The following is a 14,364-nucleotide window of genomic DNA, read 5'->3' as shown; positions in this document are numbered from 1 at the left end:
TGAGCACATGCAGCATTGGAATCTCTTTATCGCTTTTTTTAGAGTAGGAATGCTCGGCTACGGTGGAGGACCATCTTCTATTCCGCTTGTCCATAAGGAGGTTGTCGAGAAATATAAATGGCTGGATGATGATGATTTCAGTGATGTTCTCGCTTTAGGTAATTCCCTTCCAGGACCGATCGCTACGAAAATGGCGGGATATATCGGTTATAGAGTTTCAGGAATTGTCGGCATGGTAAATGCCGTATTAGCGACAATCGTGCCGACTATTCTCATTATGATTGTATTAATTACTTCACTCAACAGCTTCCGGGACCAGCCGTGGGTGAACGGAATGACTCAGGCCGTCGTCCCTGTGGTGGGAGTCATGCTGGCCAAGCTGACTTATGATTTTTTCAAAAAGGCGAAAATGAATATAGGGTGGGGCACTACGCTTGTTCTCGGAGGGGTCTCCCTCATTCTTATTGAGTGGGTTGGTGTTCATCCCGGGATCATTATTTTTGTATTGCTTTTGTATGCTCTTCTGAAGCCGCAAAAACAAGAGGAAAGCCCCCCTCTTAAACGTCAGGAGCGATCGTCCTAATGGTATGGAAAATCTTTATCGCTTTTTTTATTCCAGGTATTGTCGGTTACGGCGGGGGGCCTGCTTCCATTCCGTTGGTTGAAAACGAAGTGGTTGATCGGTTTGGTTGGATGTCAGTTACGGAGTTTAGTGAAATGCTCGCAATGGCCAACGCCCTGCCAGGACCTATCGCTACAAAAATGGCTGGGTTTATTGGATATCAGCAAGCGGGTATCTTAGGTGCTGTGGTCGGCGTCTTTGCCACTGTGGCTCCTTCCTTAATATTAATGATCCTATTGATGAGCCTTTTGGCCAAATTCAAGAATTCACCGAAAGTAAAAATAATGACCAACTTAATTCGTCCCGCGATTGCTGTCTTACTTGGACTCATGGCTTTCCAGTTTTTCAAAACCTCTTACGATACAAGTGGATTCTTTCAAATGGGCTTTCTTATCGCTGCAAGCTTTCTTTTTTTAGAGAAAGTGAAAGTCCATCCCGCCTTTGTTATCCTGGGGTCTCTGGTTTATGGAGCTATATTCTTAGGTGGGTGATAGGCCAATCGTATATTAAATGTGTTTCAGGAAGGGAAAAAGCGTAGTATCACTTTCACAGATGATACTACGCTTTTTTTGTTTTTGTTAGGGTGTATCAAGAGCTGATTGTCGTTTAATCAAGTATAAAAGGCTTTTATCATGAGAGGAGATACGGTTAATGAGGAAACTTTTGCTCACAGGCTTTGAACCATTTCTCGATTTTCCCATCAACCCGACCCACCACATCGTGGAAAAACTGAATGGAAAAGAGTTGAATGGATATCAGATAGAAGGACGGATTCTTTCTGTTGATTATAATAAGTCCGGCCGTGAAATTTTAGAACATATCCATGACGTTGAACCTGATGCTGTCCTTTCACTCGGACTTGCTGCCGGACGTTACAAAATTACCCCTGAGCGAATTGCCATCAACTGTAACGAAATCAAGGAAGAAGATAACGAAGGGAACACGCCTGATGGGGATCCAATCCAAGAAGAGGGACCGGATGGGTTGTTTTCTACACTGCCAATAAAGAGCTTTGTTAAAGACTTACAATCAAAAGGGTATCCGGCTGAGGTTTCAAATACTGCCGGGACTTACCTATGTAACCATGTGATGTATCAAGCGCTCTATCATTTCCATGTGAACCATCAACAGGTTCCTTCTGGTTTTGTTCATATTCCTGCGTCTCATGAGCTGGCAGTTCAGCACGGGAAACTTCCAAGCTGGTCCCAGACGGATTTGACCGATGCCGTCAAACATATCATCCAATTGATGCCTTAAGTGTAAGGAAGAGTCTGGTTGAAGACCAGACTCTTTTTTTGAGTATGACTAAGAAACACCGTGAATCTGTATGTAGTGAATATGTAAGAGGTTAATGAGGCCATACTAGCATATGAATCCAGCTTGTTGGATGCATATGCTTTTTTGTGCGTCTTTCATTACTATACTGAACGGGATGTGGGCAAGGGATGGAAAATGTTTTCTGCTATTACAGGAAGTCTATTAATTTTGGAAACTCATGGACTCCAGTCGAGCGCATTGTCCACCAGGATAAAGTGTTGTTTGATTACTGTTCAGCCAATAACTTGAATGTTACCAAAAGGTTGAGTGATTTGGGATATTTAGGTTCACCATTTCAACGCCCTGAATTGATGCAAATTAGAAAAATATTAGAAAAACCGAAGAATAAAGCAGATTTACTTCTTTTTTATAGTATTGCAGGTTTGAGAACAGAGATGAAATCGAACGCTAAGTTGCTTTTAGAAGTAGTGGACATCTTAGGGAAGGTACATTTTTATAGAGAAGGGTTGAGGCTTGATTCCAAAAGGTTTGAACTATACATGAAGGGCGCTGGAAAGAGTGAGGTAGAGATACAAGGACAAGCCTTGACTCCTCCAACAGATAAGAGGGAAGCGTAAAGAAATTCCACATTGGTTTTGTTCTATAAGTAAAAACAACCTGCCCGGAGACAGGTTGTTTCCATTAATATTAGCTTGCTTTCGAGCGCGTGTAGTGCTGCTGATGAATATAATCATTAAAGTAATTGTTCGTCTCTTTCACGATCACTTTATAAAGAAGCAATAAAGCGATTAAGTTGGGAATCATCATCAACGCATTCGCCATGTTGGCAAACGCCCAAACAAGGTCAAGCTGCATGACGGCACCCATGAAGGTTGCAGTAATGTAGATGAAACGATATGAAACGATGTAGCGCAAACCTAAGAGGTATTCGAAACATTTCTCTCCGTACATGTACCATCCGACAATCGTGGAAAAGCCGAAAAAGATGACGGAAAAAGTTACGATGTATTCGCCTATCGTTCCTAGTGCATGTCCGAATGCTGCACTTGTAAGCGCGCCACCGTCGAGGCCAGTCGCGTGGTGAACGCCTGAGATCGCTCCACCGGACGGATCCCAGAATCCGGTCATGATCAAGACAAGCCCTGTCATAGTACAAACAACGATAGTTACGATGAATGTACCTGTCATGGCAACGAGCGCTTGTTTTACCGGATGATCGGTTTTGGCGTTTCCAGCGATCAATGCGGCCGTACCTAAACCAGCTTCGTTTGAGAAAATGCCTCGTGAAACACCGCTTCTGACAGCTTCCATGACGACAACACCGGCAAATCCACCAGCGGCAGAAACTGGACTGAATGCGTATTGGAAGATCATTTCAAAAGCAGGGACAATCGCCTCGTAGTTGGCGATGATAATGAATAAAGCCCCGCCAATATACAAAAAGGCCATGATCGGAACAAAAAATCCTGCCACAGTACTGATTCGCTGGATACCTCCGAAAATAATCAGACCCGTCAAGATCGCAAGAACAGCACCTGTAAACCAGCCATTGATATGAAAGCTTTCCGTCATAACATCAGAGATGGTATTGGATTGAACGCTGTTCCCAATTCCTAAAGCGGCAAAGGCACCGAATAACGCAAATGCGACAGCGAGCCATTTCCACTTCTTGCCGATGCCTCGTTCTACATAATACATCGGTCCACCGGAATATTCACCGTTCTCATTCTTCACTCGATACTTCATTGCAAGGAGAGCTTCGGAGTATTTGGTCGCCATCCCTAACAAGCCGACGATCCACATCCAGAAAATCGCCCCGGGGCCGCCAAGCGTCAAAGCGGTAGCGACACCTGCGATATTTCCGTTTCCGATGGTCGCTGATAGCGCTGTCATTAAAGTTTTAAAATTACTAATATCCCCTTGGGAATCCTGGGACGTTTCTGTCTTATCCTCTTTCGTAAAAGCGAGTTTAAAGGCGTAGAACAGCTTGCTGAACTGCAGCCCCTTTAACATAATGGTCAAAAACAACCCTGTCCCGAACAACAGGATCAAACTGGGGGTTCCCCATAGCACATCATTGATTTGGTTCAATACGTCTAGCATCATTACCCTCCTAATCATGTTGTAACCGTCTATGTAGGGCGGTCTTTGATAATGTCCATGTTCTACCCTATCATGTTTTCGTCCATAAACGTTCGTTGAAACAACAAAATATAAGCGCTTACATTTGTGTGGAATGAACAAAAGAAAAGGGAAGGAAAAGCAAGACCGGTCATTTTAAAACCTTCAGAGTGTTTCGCGTTATAAACCTTGGTAGGAGTGGGAATAGGTTTAAAGGAGGTGGCAGGATGTCGAACCAAAAGTCAGATAAGGAAAAATACGTAGAACTTCACATAGGGAAACACAACATTTTTTTCAAAAAAACGTACGACATTTTTTATACCATCAATGATGTGCTGATTGGGGTCTGTTTTCTGATTGGAAGTATCTTTTTTTATTTCGAACATTTGAAAAACATTGGAGTTACTCTCTTTGTTCTCGCAAGTATCCTAATGCTTATTCGTCCGACAATCCGCCTTGTTCATCATTTTCATATGAAGAAGGTTTATGGAGAGCAGTATGAAAAAACACGCGGTTCTTAACCGTCCATGTTAAGAAATGGAATTGGTGAATCAAGCAAAAGCGCAAAATGACCGGTAATCCGTAGTTGTCTGACTCTGTTCCAAATGAGCGATCGGCATTCTTACAGCAAATGATTCAGGAATTACAATGTTTTCAACACTGAGGGGCTGACACCATAAGTGCTACCCGCTTCTTTCTTTATTTGATTGCAGATTGTTTTAGAAATAGAAAAGCACAGCTGTTCACGTTCGTACGTGGAGGCTGCGCTTATTAATAGATGGAAGAAAGGTCCGGGGGCATAAGTACAGCCCCTGATTACTGACATTAGTTCTTCCTAGAAATATACTCTTTCACAACTTCATAGACATAATCCTGGTTCGCTTCCGCCGTATCCGGATTATATTCACCATCATTCGTTTTATTATTGGATAAAATGCGAACGCCTAGGTAAGGTACATCATAAGCTTTGGCAATCTGTGCGCCAGCGGCTCCTTCCATCTCTTCAACAGAAGTTCCGAAGTTTTCATGGAACCATTGGATGCGGTCGACTTCATTGTTCCAGACGTCTGCAGAACCAATCGTACCCTCTACGACTTTTCCTTCTTCGTGAGTATTCTTGACCGCTTTTGCTGCTTTCAGCAATTCCTTGTCTCCTTCAAAATAACGGATGTTTTCTGCATCAGGATCTTCGCCGGCACTTCCTTCTGATGCCATGAGGTCCATTGGAATCCACTCTTTAGGGGCGATGCCTTCTCCATCTTCTCTATGTCCTGTTTTTAGTGACCCAATGTTGACGGTTCTTTCTCCTAAGACGATATCAAAAACATGCAACTCAGGATCGTGACCACCTGATGTTCCTTGGTTGATGATGGCAGCCGGGTCGAATTTTTCTATAGCGATCGCTGTAGCGGCGGCTGTATTTTCCATGCCTTTACCTGTTTTCATGACAATGACAGGATAATCATCGACTTTCCCTTTATAAAAAACAAAGTTTCCGGATGTTTCTTCTTCTACATCCTCAAGCTTTGCTGCGAAATTTTCTGCTTCAATAGGCATCGGGCCCTGGATAAGGATCGGTTGCTGGTCGTTTTCTTCAGCGGATGCTTCACTTTCCGTGGAACTCTGGCATCCTGCCACGAAGGAAAAAATAAGAGTGATGAATAGTAAGAATGCGATGTTGCGAATGTTTTTCATGAGTAGCTCTCCCTTGATGTAGTACTCAATCACATCGGTGTACATCATTTCTCCCAAATAAAAAAGCCTGAAAAGGAGATGTTCTACCTTTCAGACTACAAAAAGTCAAAGCATGAGTTAGCGGCATCGCTAAAAATAGCTGCTTCTGTCCCGCAGCTTTATTGCTTTAACTCGTAGTCTGGTTCTTTCAGTGGGAACCAGGTAGAGACGCTCAGACCTTATTACTGAGAATATACGAGTACGATATGTAATTGGCTATGTTGCTACTATAACAAACACAATTGAAATGAACAAGAATAAAATGAACATTATATTGACTTTAGTTAAAAATGTTCGTTTTTATTGGTTATTTAGGAGAATTTTAGGTGTTTTTAGAAAAAATATATGTTATAAACGAATATAGGGGTGTGGAGTTTGCTGGGAGAGACTCGTATCCTCTGCCGGAAAATCACCTTCTTTAAGGTGGCAATTCTGTGAGCTGCAGTACTCCTATATGAAAGCGATTTAAAAATATTGATTGACACCGCTTACATAGGTGTGTACAATCAGAGATACAAGTTAAAGATGTGACGGAGATATGGAGACTCACACGGAAACCGGACGTTTATCGTTCGGATATTCAGTGTGGGTCTCTTTTTTTTCGTTCCAATCTTTCTAGAAAATAATAAAGGAGTTTTTTATATGTCAGCATTTGTTGCAGAGCTGATTGGCACGATGATTTTGATCATCTTTGGTGGCGGCGTTGTCGGTGGTGTTGTATTGAAGAATTCAAAAGCCGAAGGGTCCGGCTGGATCGTCATTACGATTGCCTGGGGGCTTGCCGTTACGATGGGTGTTTATGCTGTAGGTGGATTTTCCGGAGCACATCTCAACCCGGCGGTTACCTTAGGTTTTGCCTCTATTGGTGATTTTCCGTGGTCGAAGGTTCCGCTTTATATTACGGCCCAGATGATTGGAGCGTTCATCGGAGCAGGCATTGTTTTTCTTAACTACCTGCCACACTGGAGAGCGACAGAAGACAAAGGGGCTAAACTCGCCGTATTTTCTACAGACCCGGCGATTCGCAGTCCTTTTTCAAACTTAGTCACAGAGATGATCGGAACATTCGTCCTCGTGATGGGGCTGTTATTTATTGGTGCGAATGAATTTACAGAAGGACTGAATCCACTTATCGTCGGGGCTCTCATTGTAGCCATCGGGATGTCCATTGGCGGAACAACCGGTTATGCGATTAACCCGGCACGTGATTTAGGGCCTAGGATCGCCCACGCTTTACTTCCGATTCCCGGAAAAGGCGGATCAGACTGGGGTTATGCCTGGATTCCTGTCGTCGGTCCAGCAGTGGGAGGAATCTACGGAGCCCTCTTTTATCAGGCGATATTCATGCAGGAATTTTCCGTAGCCTTTTGGATTTTATCGATTGTTATTGGAATCGTTATCATAGGAGCAGCAGCTTCAGAATTGAAAAAAGAACAAACCTACAGTGAGAAGTTAGAAGAAAAAATCAGTTAATTCTTATAAGGAGATGATAGATATGCAAAACCAGTACATTCTTTCCATTGATCAGGGGACAACGAGTTCACGGGCGATTCTTTTCGATAAAGCTGGAAAAATCGTCGAAACCGCACAAAAAGAATTCGAACAATTTTTCCCGAAGCCGGGCTGGGTCGAACACGATGCGAATGAAATATGGACATCCGTGTTAGCGTGTATCGCTGATGTGTTAAGAAAATCAGATGTGAGTGCCAATCAAATTGCAGGTATTGGCATTACCAACCAACGCGAAACAGCCGTGGTATGGGATAAAAACACAGGGAAGCCGATTCACAAAGCTGTTGTCTGGCAATCCCGTCAGACGGAAGACATTTGTAAAGAGCTGCGAGCAGCTGGTCACAATGACCTTTTCCGTGAAAAAACCGGTTTGCTGTTAGATCCATACTTCTCTGGAACAAAGGTAAAATGGATGTTAGACAACGTTGAAGGAGCAAGAGAGAAGGCAGAGAATGGGGATCTTTTATTCGGAACGATTGATACATGGCTTGTGTACAAGCTTTCTGGAGGTAAAGCTCATATCACGGACTACTCCAACGCCTCCCGTACGTTGATGTACAACATTTATGACTTGAAGTGGGATGAGGAACTTCTGGACATCCTAGGTGTCCCAGCGTCCATGCTTCCAGAAGTGAAACCATCCTCAGAAATTTATGCTCATACCGTTGATTATCATTTCTTCGGCCAGGAAGTACCGATTGCAGGAATTGCTGGTGACCAGCAGGCTGCTCTATTCGGACAAGGTTGTTTTGAAAAAGGTATGGCGAAAAACACATATGGCACAGGCTGCTTTATGCTAATGAATACAGGTGAAGAAGGTGTCGCTTCTGAACACGGTCTTTTGACAACGCTTGCGTGGGGCATTGATGGAAAAGTGGAATATGCGCTTGAGGGCAGCATCTTTGTAGCGGGATCTGCGATACAATGGCTGCGCGACGGATTGCATATGATTGAAAGCGCTCCAGAAACAGAAGCTTTAGCTACATCCGTAGAGTCCTCAGACGGTGTATATATGGTCCCTGCATTTGTAGGGCTCGGAACACCGTACTGGGATAGCGATGCCAGAGGCGCCATGTTCGGACTGACTCGTGGAACGACCAAGGAGCACTTCGTCCGCGCAACGTTGGAATCCCTCGCATATCAAACGAAAGATGTGCTCGATGCGATGATTGCCGATTCAGAAATAGATTTGAAAGCGCTTCGTGTCGACGGTGGAGCTGTTAAAAACAACTTCCTGATGCAGTTCCAAAGTGATATCCTCGGCGTACCGGTCGAGCGTCCGGTCGTCCAGGAAACCACCGCACTCGGTGCAGCCTTTTTGGCAGGTCTTGCGGTCGGGTATTGGAAAGATAAAGAAGAGATTAAGCAGCAGTCTGAAAATGACCGTACGTTTACGGTGGAGATGAGTGAAGAAGAACAGCAAAGCCTTTACAAAGGCTGGCAGAAAGCTGTTGAAGCAACAAGACAGTTTAAATGATTGTATTAAAGCGCAGGGAGACGGGCTTTCTTTCCCTGCGCTTTTTTGTTTCCTATACACATAGCTCTCCACACGCCCTATATTTTCCCCGGTGTGTGGAGGAAAATATAGGGCGTTCTAGTTGTTATTCGGTTCAGGGTAGAAAGGTTTGCAGGGTCCTGTTTTATAAAATGAGAAGGCGGGGAAGTTAATAGGAAAAAAAGCCTTTGCTCTGCCAAGCAGGCGTCACTTATATTTCATTCCTATTATCATGGTGGCTGGCGTAAACCTTGAGCGCTTCAACCAACCCTTTCCTTTCCGCTTCATCCAAATCCATATTGATCCCATAATTGTACCCAGCGATTTTTTTCTTCCAAACGACAGTCCCGGGTAGGTGGAAAGATCGTTTATTCAGGTGAAAGCTGATAGACAATTTGACCTCATGTCCATCACTATGAGGGAGATCTAAGTTTGTATTCAACTTCATTCCGTTTGGGCTGATATTTATGATCCGGGCCTCACCTTTTGAAGTGTTTACCTCTTTCCTGCCAACTCTATGAATCCGGAAAAAAGCGTTGAGCGGTTCTTTGAACTCATAACGGAAGTAATCTTTTCTCTTATATCTCATACTGATCCCTCCCCGTCTGTTTAGTTCACCATTATATGTTCATCATACGTTCCTGCAATAAGTGTGACAAGGTATGGATGTGGCGTTAAGGTGATGAAAACACGGGTATAGATAAGGGGAAATGGAAGTGATTTAGAAGTGAAACCGTTTATGAGATAATGAAAGAGAACCGTCGATTTGATAGGATATGTTAATACAACCGATATAAAGGAGTTTTCGTAATGGCAAAGTTTGTTGGATATGTTGGAACATATACGAAACAGGATAGTAAAGGTGTATATCAATTCACGCTGGATACAGACAACAAAGCATTGAAAGATGTGAAATTAGCTGCTGAGCTGGGAAACCCGACGTATGTAACCGTGAGTGACGATCAGAAAAACCTATATGCCGTTACAAAAGAAGGAGAAAACGGTGGCGTTACGGCTTTTTCCATTCAAGAGGAAACGGGTGAATTAACAAAATTAAATATCCAAACCGCTGCTGGATCACCGCCGTGTCATGTGAGTGTCGATCATGATAAGAACACGGTGGTAACGGCGAATTATCATACAACGAATATTGTCTCTTACTTAACAAATGAAGATGGATCTTTGAATCCAGCAACTACCGTGGTTGAACACGAGGGGACCGGTCCGCATGAGCGCCAGGAAAAACCTCACATGCATTATGCAGGTTTCACACCAGATGAAAAATACGTGATCGCGATTGACCTTGGAAGTGACCGGGTCATCACTTACGCTGCTGATCAAGGGGATCTAACTCAGGTCCAAGTATTCAACACAGCGCCAGGCAGCGGACCAAGACACATCACATTCCATCCGAATAAAAAGTATGCGTATGTGATGACAGAGCTGAGTTCAGAAGTTCTTGTGCTTCATTATGATGAGAAAGACGGTAGTTTCACAGAACAACAAGCGATTAAAACGATTCCAGAAGACTTTAACGAAACGAATGACGGAAGTGCGATCCATATTTCTTCAGATGGACAATTTGTTTACGCTGGAAATCGCGGACATAATTCCATCGCTGTATATAAGGTGGATCAAGATTCTGGCCAGTTAACGTTTATCGAATGGACTTCAACAGAAGGGAATTGGCCGCGTGACTTTGTATTGGATCCTTCTGAAGAATTTTTGATTGCTACAAACCAGAAATCAAATACGATGACATTGTTTGAAAGAGACAAATCGACAGGGAAGCTGTCTCTCGTTCAATCGGATGTCCATGTTCCGGAACCGGTTTGTGTAAAATTCATCGCGCATACTTAATTCGCTTAAAGGTGAAGTAGGATTCAGCGCTCTTCATAAAAGTCAGCCTTGTTTGTGAAGACAAGGCTGACTTTTTCTTATAAGAAGGTGATCAAACATGATCCTATACATAAGAATTCTCGACCCATTAGGTTGATCCTGATGGGTTTTTTAATGCTTAAGAAACACAACTTCATTAAAAATTCAGAAAAATTGTAGAAATCTGAACAGTTTTATTATAGAATAATTGTATCTTCAGATTGTATACAATCTTTTAAAACAATTGGTGGTAGAAAATATGAGCAAACAAAAGAACGAAGAAATAGCCTATGAAAAAATTAAGCGCGCCATAATGTTAAAACGGCTCGTCCCGGGTCAACGCGTCACGGAAGAGTGGGTCGGTAAGGAGCTGAACATGAGCCGTACGCCGATTCGAGCCGCTTTTAACCGCCTTGAGAATGAAGGGCTGATTCAACTGGTTCCGCATCGAGGGGCTTTTGTCTGTGATCCATCCGATAAGGAGCTTGAAGATGTGTTTAATCTCCGAATTGTGTTGGAAAGCTATGCCGCGGAATTGGCGGTCCATCAAATGACGGAAGAAAACTTTCAGGAGTTGGAGCAACTTTTGAAGGAAGAGGAAAAAGCTTATGAACAGAAGGATTATGAAGAGTTTTTACGGGTCAACGCACAGATTCATGCTTACCCGGCGAAAGTAGCCGAAAATAAATTCCTGCTTCAAGAAATTGAAAAGTTGAACCTATGGTCCGACTGTTATCTCATTTTAAGGGATAACTTTTATTCAACAGAGATGGATCAAGTCCTGTCGATTCCAGAACACCAGGAAGTGATTGCAGCCTTGAAAAAAAGAGATGTGGCGGCAACGAAAAAAGCGATTGAAGCACACATGCTTTCTACACTTAACGATCTTTCTGAACGCACATCCATATTTAATTAAGGAGGATTTGTAATGACAAAACATGCTTCAATACAAACAAATATCCCAGGACCAAAAGCGAGTGACCTGTTGGAGCGTCGGCACCGTATCGTGCCGGATGCCGTCAGTTACGGGCTCCCGACATTCGCTGAAAAAGCGGAAGGAGCAAAAATTACAGATGTGGATGGCAACACGTTCATTGATTTCGCCGGAGCCATCGGGACGATCAATGTCGGTCACTGCCATCCGACAGTAAAGCAGGCCCTGCATGATCAAGTGGATCAATACATTCATACAGGTTTCAATGTGATGATGTATGAGCCTTATGTAGAGCTTGCAGAAAAGCTTGCCGATCTTGCTCCTGGAGCTCATGACAAGAAGGTTTTACTACAGAACAGCGGAGCGGAAGCCGTTGAAAATGCAGTAAAAATAGCAAGAAAATACACAGGCAGACAAGCAATCGTCACTTTTGAAAACGCTTTCCACGGTCGTACTTTAATGACGATGTCGATGACGAGCAAAGTGAAGCCTTATAAATTCGGCTTTGGACCTTTTGCACCGGAGGTTTATAAGGCGCCTTTCCCTTATCCTTACCGCAAACCTGAAGCGATGAGCGAGGAAGAATACTGTGAACATTCCATTGAAGAGTTTAAAAAATTCTTCCTGACAGAAGTAGCTCCAGAGACGATTGCAGCGGTCGTAATGGAACCTGTTCAGGGAGAGGGAGGATTTATCGTTCCTGATCCTCGATTCGTCCAAGCCGTTAAAGTGTTGTGTGAGGAACATGGCATCCTTTTTGTCGCCGATGAAATTCAAACAGGTTTTGGACGGACAGGTAAATATTTCGCTATCGACCATTCTGATGTGGTTCCAGATTTGATTACCGTTTCTAAATCACTTGGAGCAGGGACACCCATCAGTGGTGTAATTGGCAGAAGTGAAGTGATGGATGCTTCGGGTCCTGGCGAATTAGGAGGTACATACAGCGGGAATCCACTTGGCTGTCGGGCGGCCATAGCCGCAATCGATGTCATTGAAAACGAGGGATTAAATGAGCGCGCGGATAAAATCGGCGAAATCGTGAAAGAAAGATTTTATCGATTGTCTGAGAACCTGGACTGCATCGGAGAAGTCCGTGGCCTTGGAGCGATGATTGCCATCGAGATGGTAGAGAATAGAGAAACGAAAACTCCGGACAAATTGCTTACGCAAAAGATCATCGCAGAAGCACAAAGAAATGGATTGCTTGTGTTGGGCGCGGGATTGTACGGAAATGTCATCCGCTTCCTCATGCCCCTTGTCATTACGGATGAAGAATTGGAAGAAGGATTGGATCTTTTAGAAAAAGCAATGAAGAACTGTTACGAACCCCAACATGTGTAAAGGAGGTCTAACCATGAATATTGTCATTGATGGAGAAAGCGTACAAACAGAAAAAACTTTCGATGTTTATAACCCGATCAACCAAGAACGGCTGGATTCCGTACCGGATGCCGGGGAGAAAGAAGCCAAACAATCGGTGGAAGCGGCTCACCAGGCTTTCAACCAATGGAAGCATACCACCTCGGATGAACGGTCAGCCTTTCTCAAGCGATGGTTTCAGTTAATTGAAGATCATACAGATGAGTTGGCAGAAATCATGACAAAGGAACAAGGGAAACCGCTCAAAGAAGCAAGAGGAGAGATAGGTTATGCCAACAGCTATATTTCTTGGTTTGCCGAGGAAGCGAAGCGGATTTATGGTCAAACGATCCCGGCGTCGAAACCGGACAAACGGATTCTCGTCCAGAAACAGCCTGTTGGCGTCGTAGCCGCCATTACACCATGGAATTTCCCTGCAGCGATGATCACAAGAAAAGTGGCCCCGGCCATTGCAGCGGGATGCACGGTGCTGATCAAGCCAGCTGAGCAGACGCCTTTAACAGCGATACGGTTGGTTGAATTAGCCAATGAAGCAGGTGCCCCTCCAGGGTTGATTAATATTTTGACAGGGGATGCGGAAACGATTAGTAATGTTTGGTTGTCGGACTCAAGAGTCAGGAAGCTTTCTTTTACAGGATCGACCGAAGTCGGGAAATTGCTGATGAAAAAGTCGGCAGACACGATGAAGCGGATTTCCTTAGAACTCGGTGGACAGGCTCCTTTTATCGTCCTTCCAGATGCCGACTTGGATAAAGCCGTCGCAGGGGCTGTTGCTTCGAAATTCAGAAATGCGGGCCAGACATGTATTTGTTCCAACCGTTTCTTTGTCCACGAGTCCATCGTTGAACCTTTTATCGAAAAGCTGATAACAGCAGTAAAAGCTTTAAAAGTGGGAGATGGTTTAGATCCCGCAACAGATATCGGTCCTTTAATCGATCAGGGAGCCTATGAAAAAGTCATTCGTCATATCGACGATGCGGTTGAGAACGGAGCAGAGCTAGTGACTGGAGGAGCAGGAGATGCTTCAGATGGAAGCTTCTTCATTCAACCGACCATCTTGAAAAATGTAACGGATTCGATGCTTTGCATGAAGGAAGAAACGTTTGGTCCTGTCGTGCCGATTACTTCTTTTACGGATGAAGAATCAGCTGTCGAACGAGCCAATGATACGCCGTTTGGGTTAGCTGCCTACTTGTTTACGGAGAACATAAGTAAAGCGCTCACGTTATCAGAAGCTCTTGACTATGGCATCGTTGGAATGAATGACGGAGCCCCATCTGCAGCGCAGGCGCCATTCGGAGGTTTTAAAGAGAGCGGGATGGGTCGTGAAGGCGGGCCACAAGGAATTGAGGAATATCTTGAAACGAAATACATTTCGTTGGGACTATAAATTTAACAACTAGAAAA

General features: G+C 43.9%; 14 protein-coding genes and 1 riboswitch. Of the genes, 11 read left to right on the top strand and 3 right to left on the bottom strand.

What is annotated here, in order from left to right; genetic code table 11:
- Positions 1-7 precede the first annotated feature (7 nt).
- From ACJA3J_RS18305 to ACJA3J_RS18290, 4 genes are all read left to right on the top strand, one after another.
- Positions 8-583, top strand: coding sequence for a chromate transporter (locus ACJA3J_RS18305; protein WP_406944889.1), 576 nt, complete (start codon positions 8-10; stop codon positions 581-583).
- On the top strand, positions 583-1,113 hold the full coding sequence (locus ACJA3J_RS18300; protein ID WP_406944888.1) for a chromate transporter: 531 nt from the start codon (positions 583-585) through the stop codon (positions 1,111-1,113). The genes ACJA3J_RS18305 and ACJA3J_RS18300 overlap by 1 nt, the downstream gene beginning before the upstream one ends.
- 160 nt (positions 1,114-1,273) lie before the next feature.
- Entirely contained in the window at positions 1,274-1,879 is a 606-nt protein-coding gene (locus ACJA3J_RS18295) for a pyroglutamyl-peptidase I (protein WP_406944887.1), read from the top strand.
- Positions 1,880-2,067: 188 nt separating this feature from the next.
- On the top strand, positions 2,068-2,517 hold the full coding sequence (locus tag ACJA3J_RS18290) for a hypothetical protein (RefSeq protein ID WP_406944886.1): 450 nt from the start codon (positions 2,068-2,070) through the stop codon (positions 2,515-2,517).
- 70 nt (positions 2,518-2,587) lie between these two features.
- Here ACJA3J_RS18290 and ACJA3J_RS18285 read toward each other — a convergent pair whose 3' ends face one another.
- Positions 2,588-4,003 (bottom strand): alanine/glycine:cation symporter family protein, encoded by a 1,416-nt coding sequence (locus ACJA3J_RS18285; RefSeq protein WP_406944885.1) that lies wholly within the window; start codon positions 4,001-4,003, stop codon positions 2,588-2,590.
- Between the two features lie 245 nt (positions 4,004-4,248).
- Between ACJA3J_RS18285 and ACJA3J_RS18280 the strand changes: the two genes are divergently transcribed.
- Complete coding sequence (locus tag ACJA3J_RS18280; protein WP_406944884.1) at positions 4,249-4,542, top strand: YrhK family protein; 294 nt, start codon at positions 4,249-4,251, stop codon at positions 4,540-4,542.
- 304 nt (positions 4,543-4,846) lie between these two features.
- Here the strand turns inward: ACJA3J_RS18280 and ACJA3J_RS18275 are convergent, their stop codons facing one another.
- Positions 4,847-5,716 (bottom strand): 5'-methylthioadenosine/S-adenosylhomocysteine nucleosidase, encoded by an 870-nt coding sequence (locus ACJA3J_RS18275; RefSeq protein ID WP_406944883.1) that lies wholly within the window; start codon positions 5,714-5,716, stop codon positions 4,847-4,849.
- Positions 5,717-5,870: 154 nt separating this feature from the next.
- A riboswitch (purine riboswitch) is annotated at positions 5,871-5,974 on the bottom strand.
- Between the two features lie 423 nt (positions 5,975-6,397).
- On the opposite strand from ACJA3J_RS18275, the gene ACJA3J_RS18270 reads away from it, so the two are divergent.
- The gene (locus tag ACJA3J_RS18270) at positions 6,398-7,228 is read left to right on the top strand and encodes an MIP/aquaporin family protein (RefSeq protein WP_406944882.1); all 831 of its coding nucleotides are present in this window, start codon (positions 6,398-6,400) and stop codon (positions 7,226-7,228) included.
- Between the two features lie 22 nt (positions 7,229-7,250).
- The gene (gene glpK, locus ACJA3J_RS18265; protein WP_406944881.1) at positions 7,251-8,744 is read left to right on the top strand and encodes a glycerol kinase GlpK; all 1,494 of its coding nucleotides are present in this window, start codon (positions 7,251-7,253) and stop codon (positions 8,742-8,744) included.
- Positions 8,745-8,973: 229 nt separating this feature from the next.
- Here the strand turns inward: glpK and ACJA3J_RS18260 are convergent, their stop codons facing one another.
- The gene (locus ACJA3J_RS18260; protein WP_406944880.1) at positions 8,974-9,351 is read right to left on the bottom strand and encodes a PilZ domain-containing protein; all 378 of its coding nucleotides are present in this window, start codon (positions 9,349-9,351) and stop codon (positions 8,974-8,976) included.
- Positions 9,352-9,572: 221 nt separating this feature from the next.
- Here ACJA3J_RS18260 and ACJA3J_RS18255 point away from each other — a divergent pair, with 221 nt between their 5' ends.
- The 4 genes from ACJA3J_RS18255 to ACJA3J_RS18240 all read left to right on the top strand — a co-directional run bounded on the left by ACJA3J_RS18255 (position 9,573) and on the right by ACJA3J_RS18240 (position 14,347).
- Positions 9,573-10,622, top strand: a complete 1,050-nt coding sequence (locus ACJA3J_RS18255; protein WP_406944879.1) for a lactonase family protein — start codon at positions 9,573-9,575, stop codon at positions 10,620-10,622.
- 277 nt (positions 10,623-10,899) lie between these two features.
- Entirely contained in the window at positions 10,900-11,556 is a 657-nt protein-coding gene (locus ACJA3J_RS18250) for a GntR family transcriptional regulator (protein WP_406944878.1), read from the top strand.
- A 12-nt stretch (positions 11,557-11,568) separates the two neighbouring features.
- Positions 11,569-12,918 (top strand): 4-aminobutyrate--2-oxoglutarate transaminase, encoded by a 1,350-nt coding sequence (gene gabT / locus ACJA3J_RS18245; protein ID WP_406944877.1) that lies wholly within the window; start codon positions 11,569-11,571, stop codon positions 12,916-12,918.
- A 13-nt stretch (positions 12,919-12,931) separates the two neighbouring features.
- Complete coding sequence (locus tag ACJA3J_RS18240; RefSeq protein WP_406944876.1) at positions 12,932-14,347, top strand: NAD-dependent succinate-semialdehyde dehydrogenase; 1,416 nt, start codon at positions 12,932-12,934, stop codon at positions 14,345-14,347.
- The last annotated feature ends 17 nt before the right edge of the window (positions 14,348-14,364 follow it).

It is taken from the genome of Halobacillus sp. SY10 (assembly GCF_045401165.1).
In the GTDB taxonomy this organism is placed as follows: domain Bacteria; phylum Bacillota; class Bacilli; order Bacillales; family Halobacillaceae; genus Halobacillus; species Halobacillus aidingensis.
This window is presented reverse-complemented; position numbering and strand designations above follow the sequence as displayed.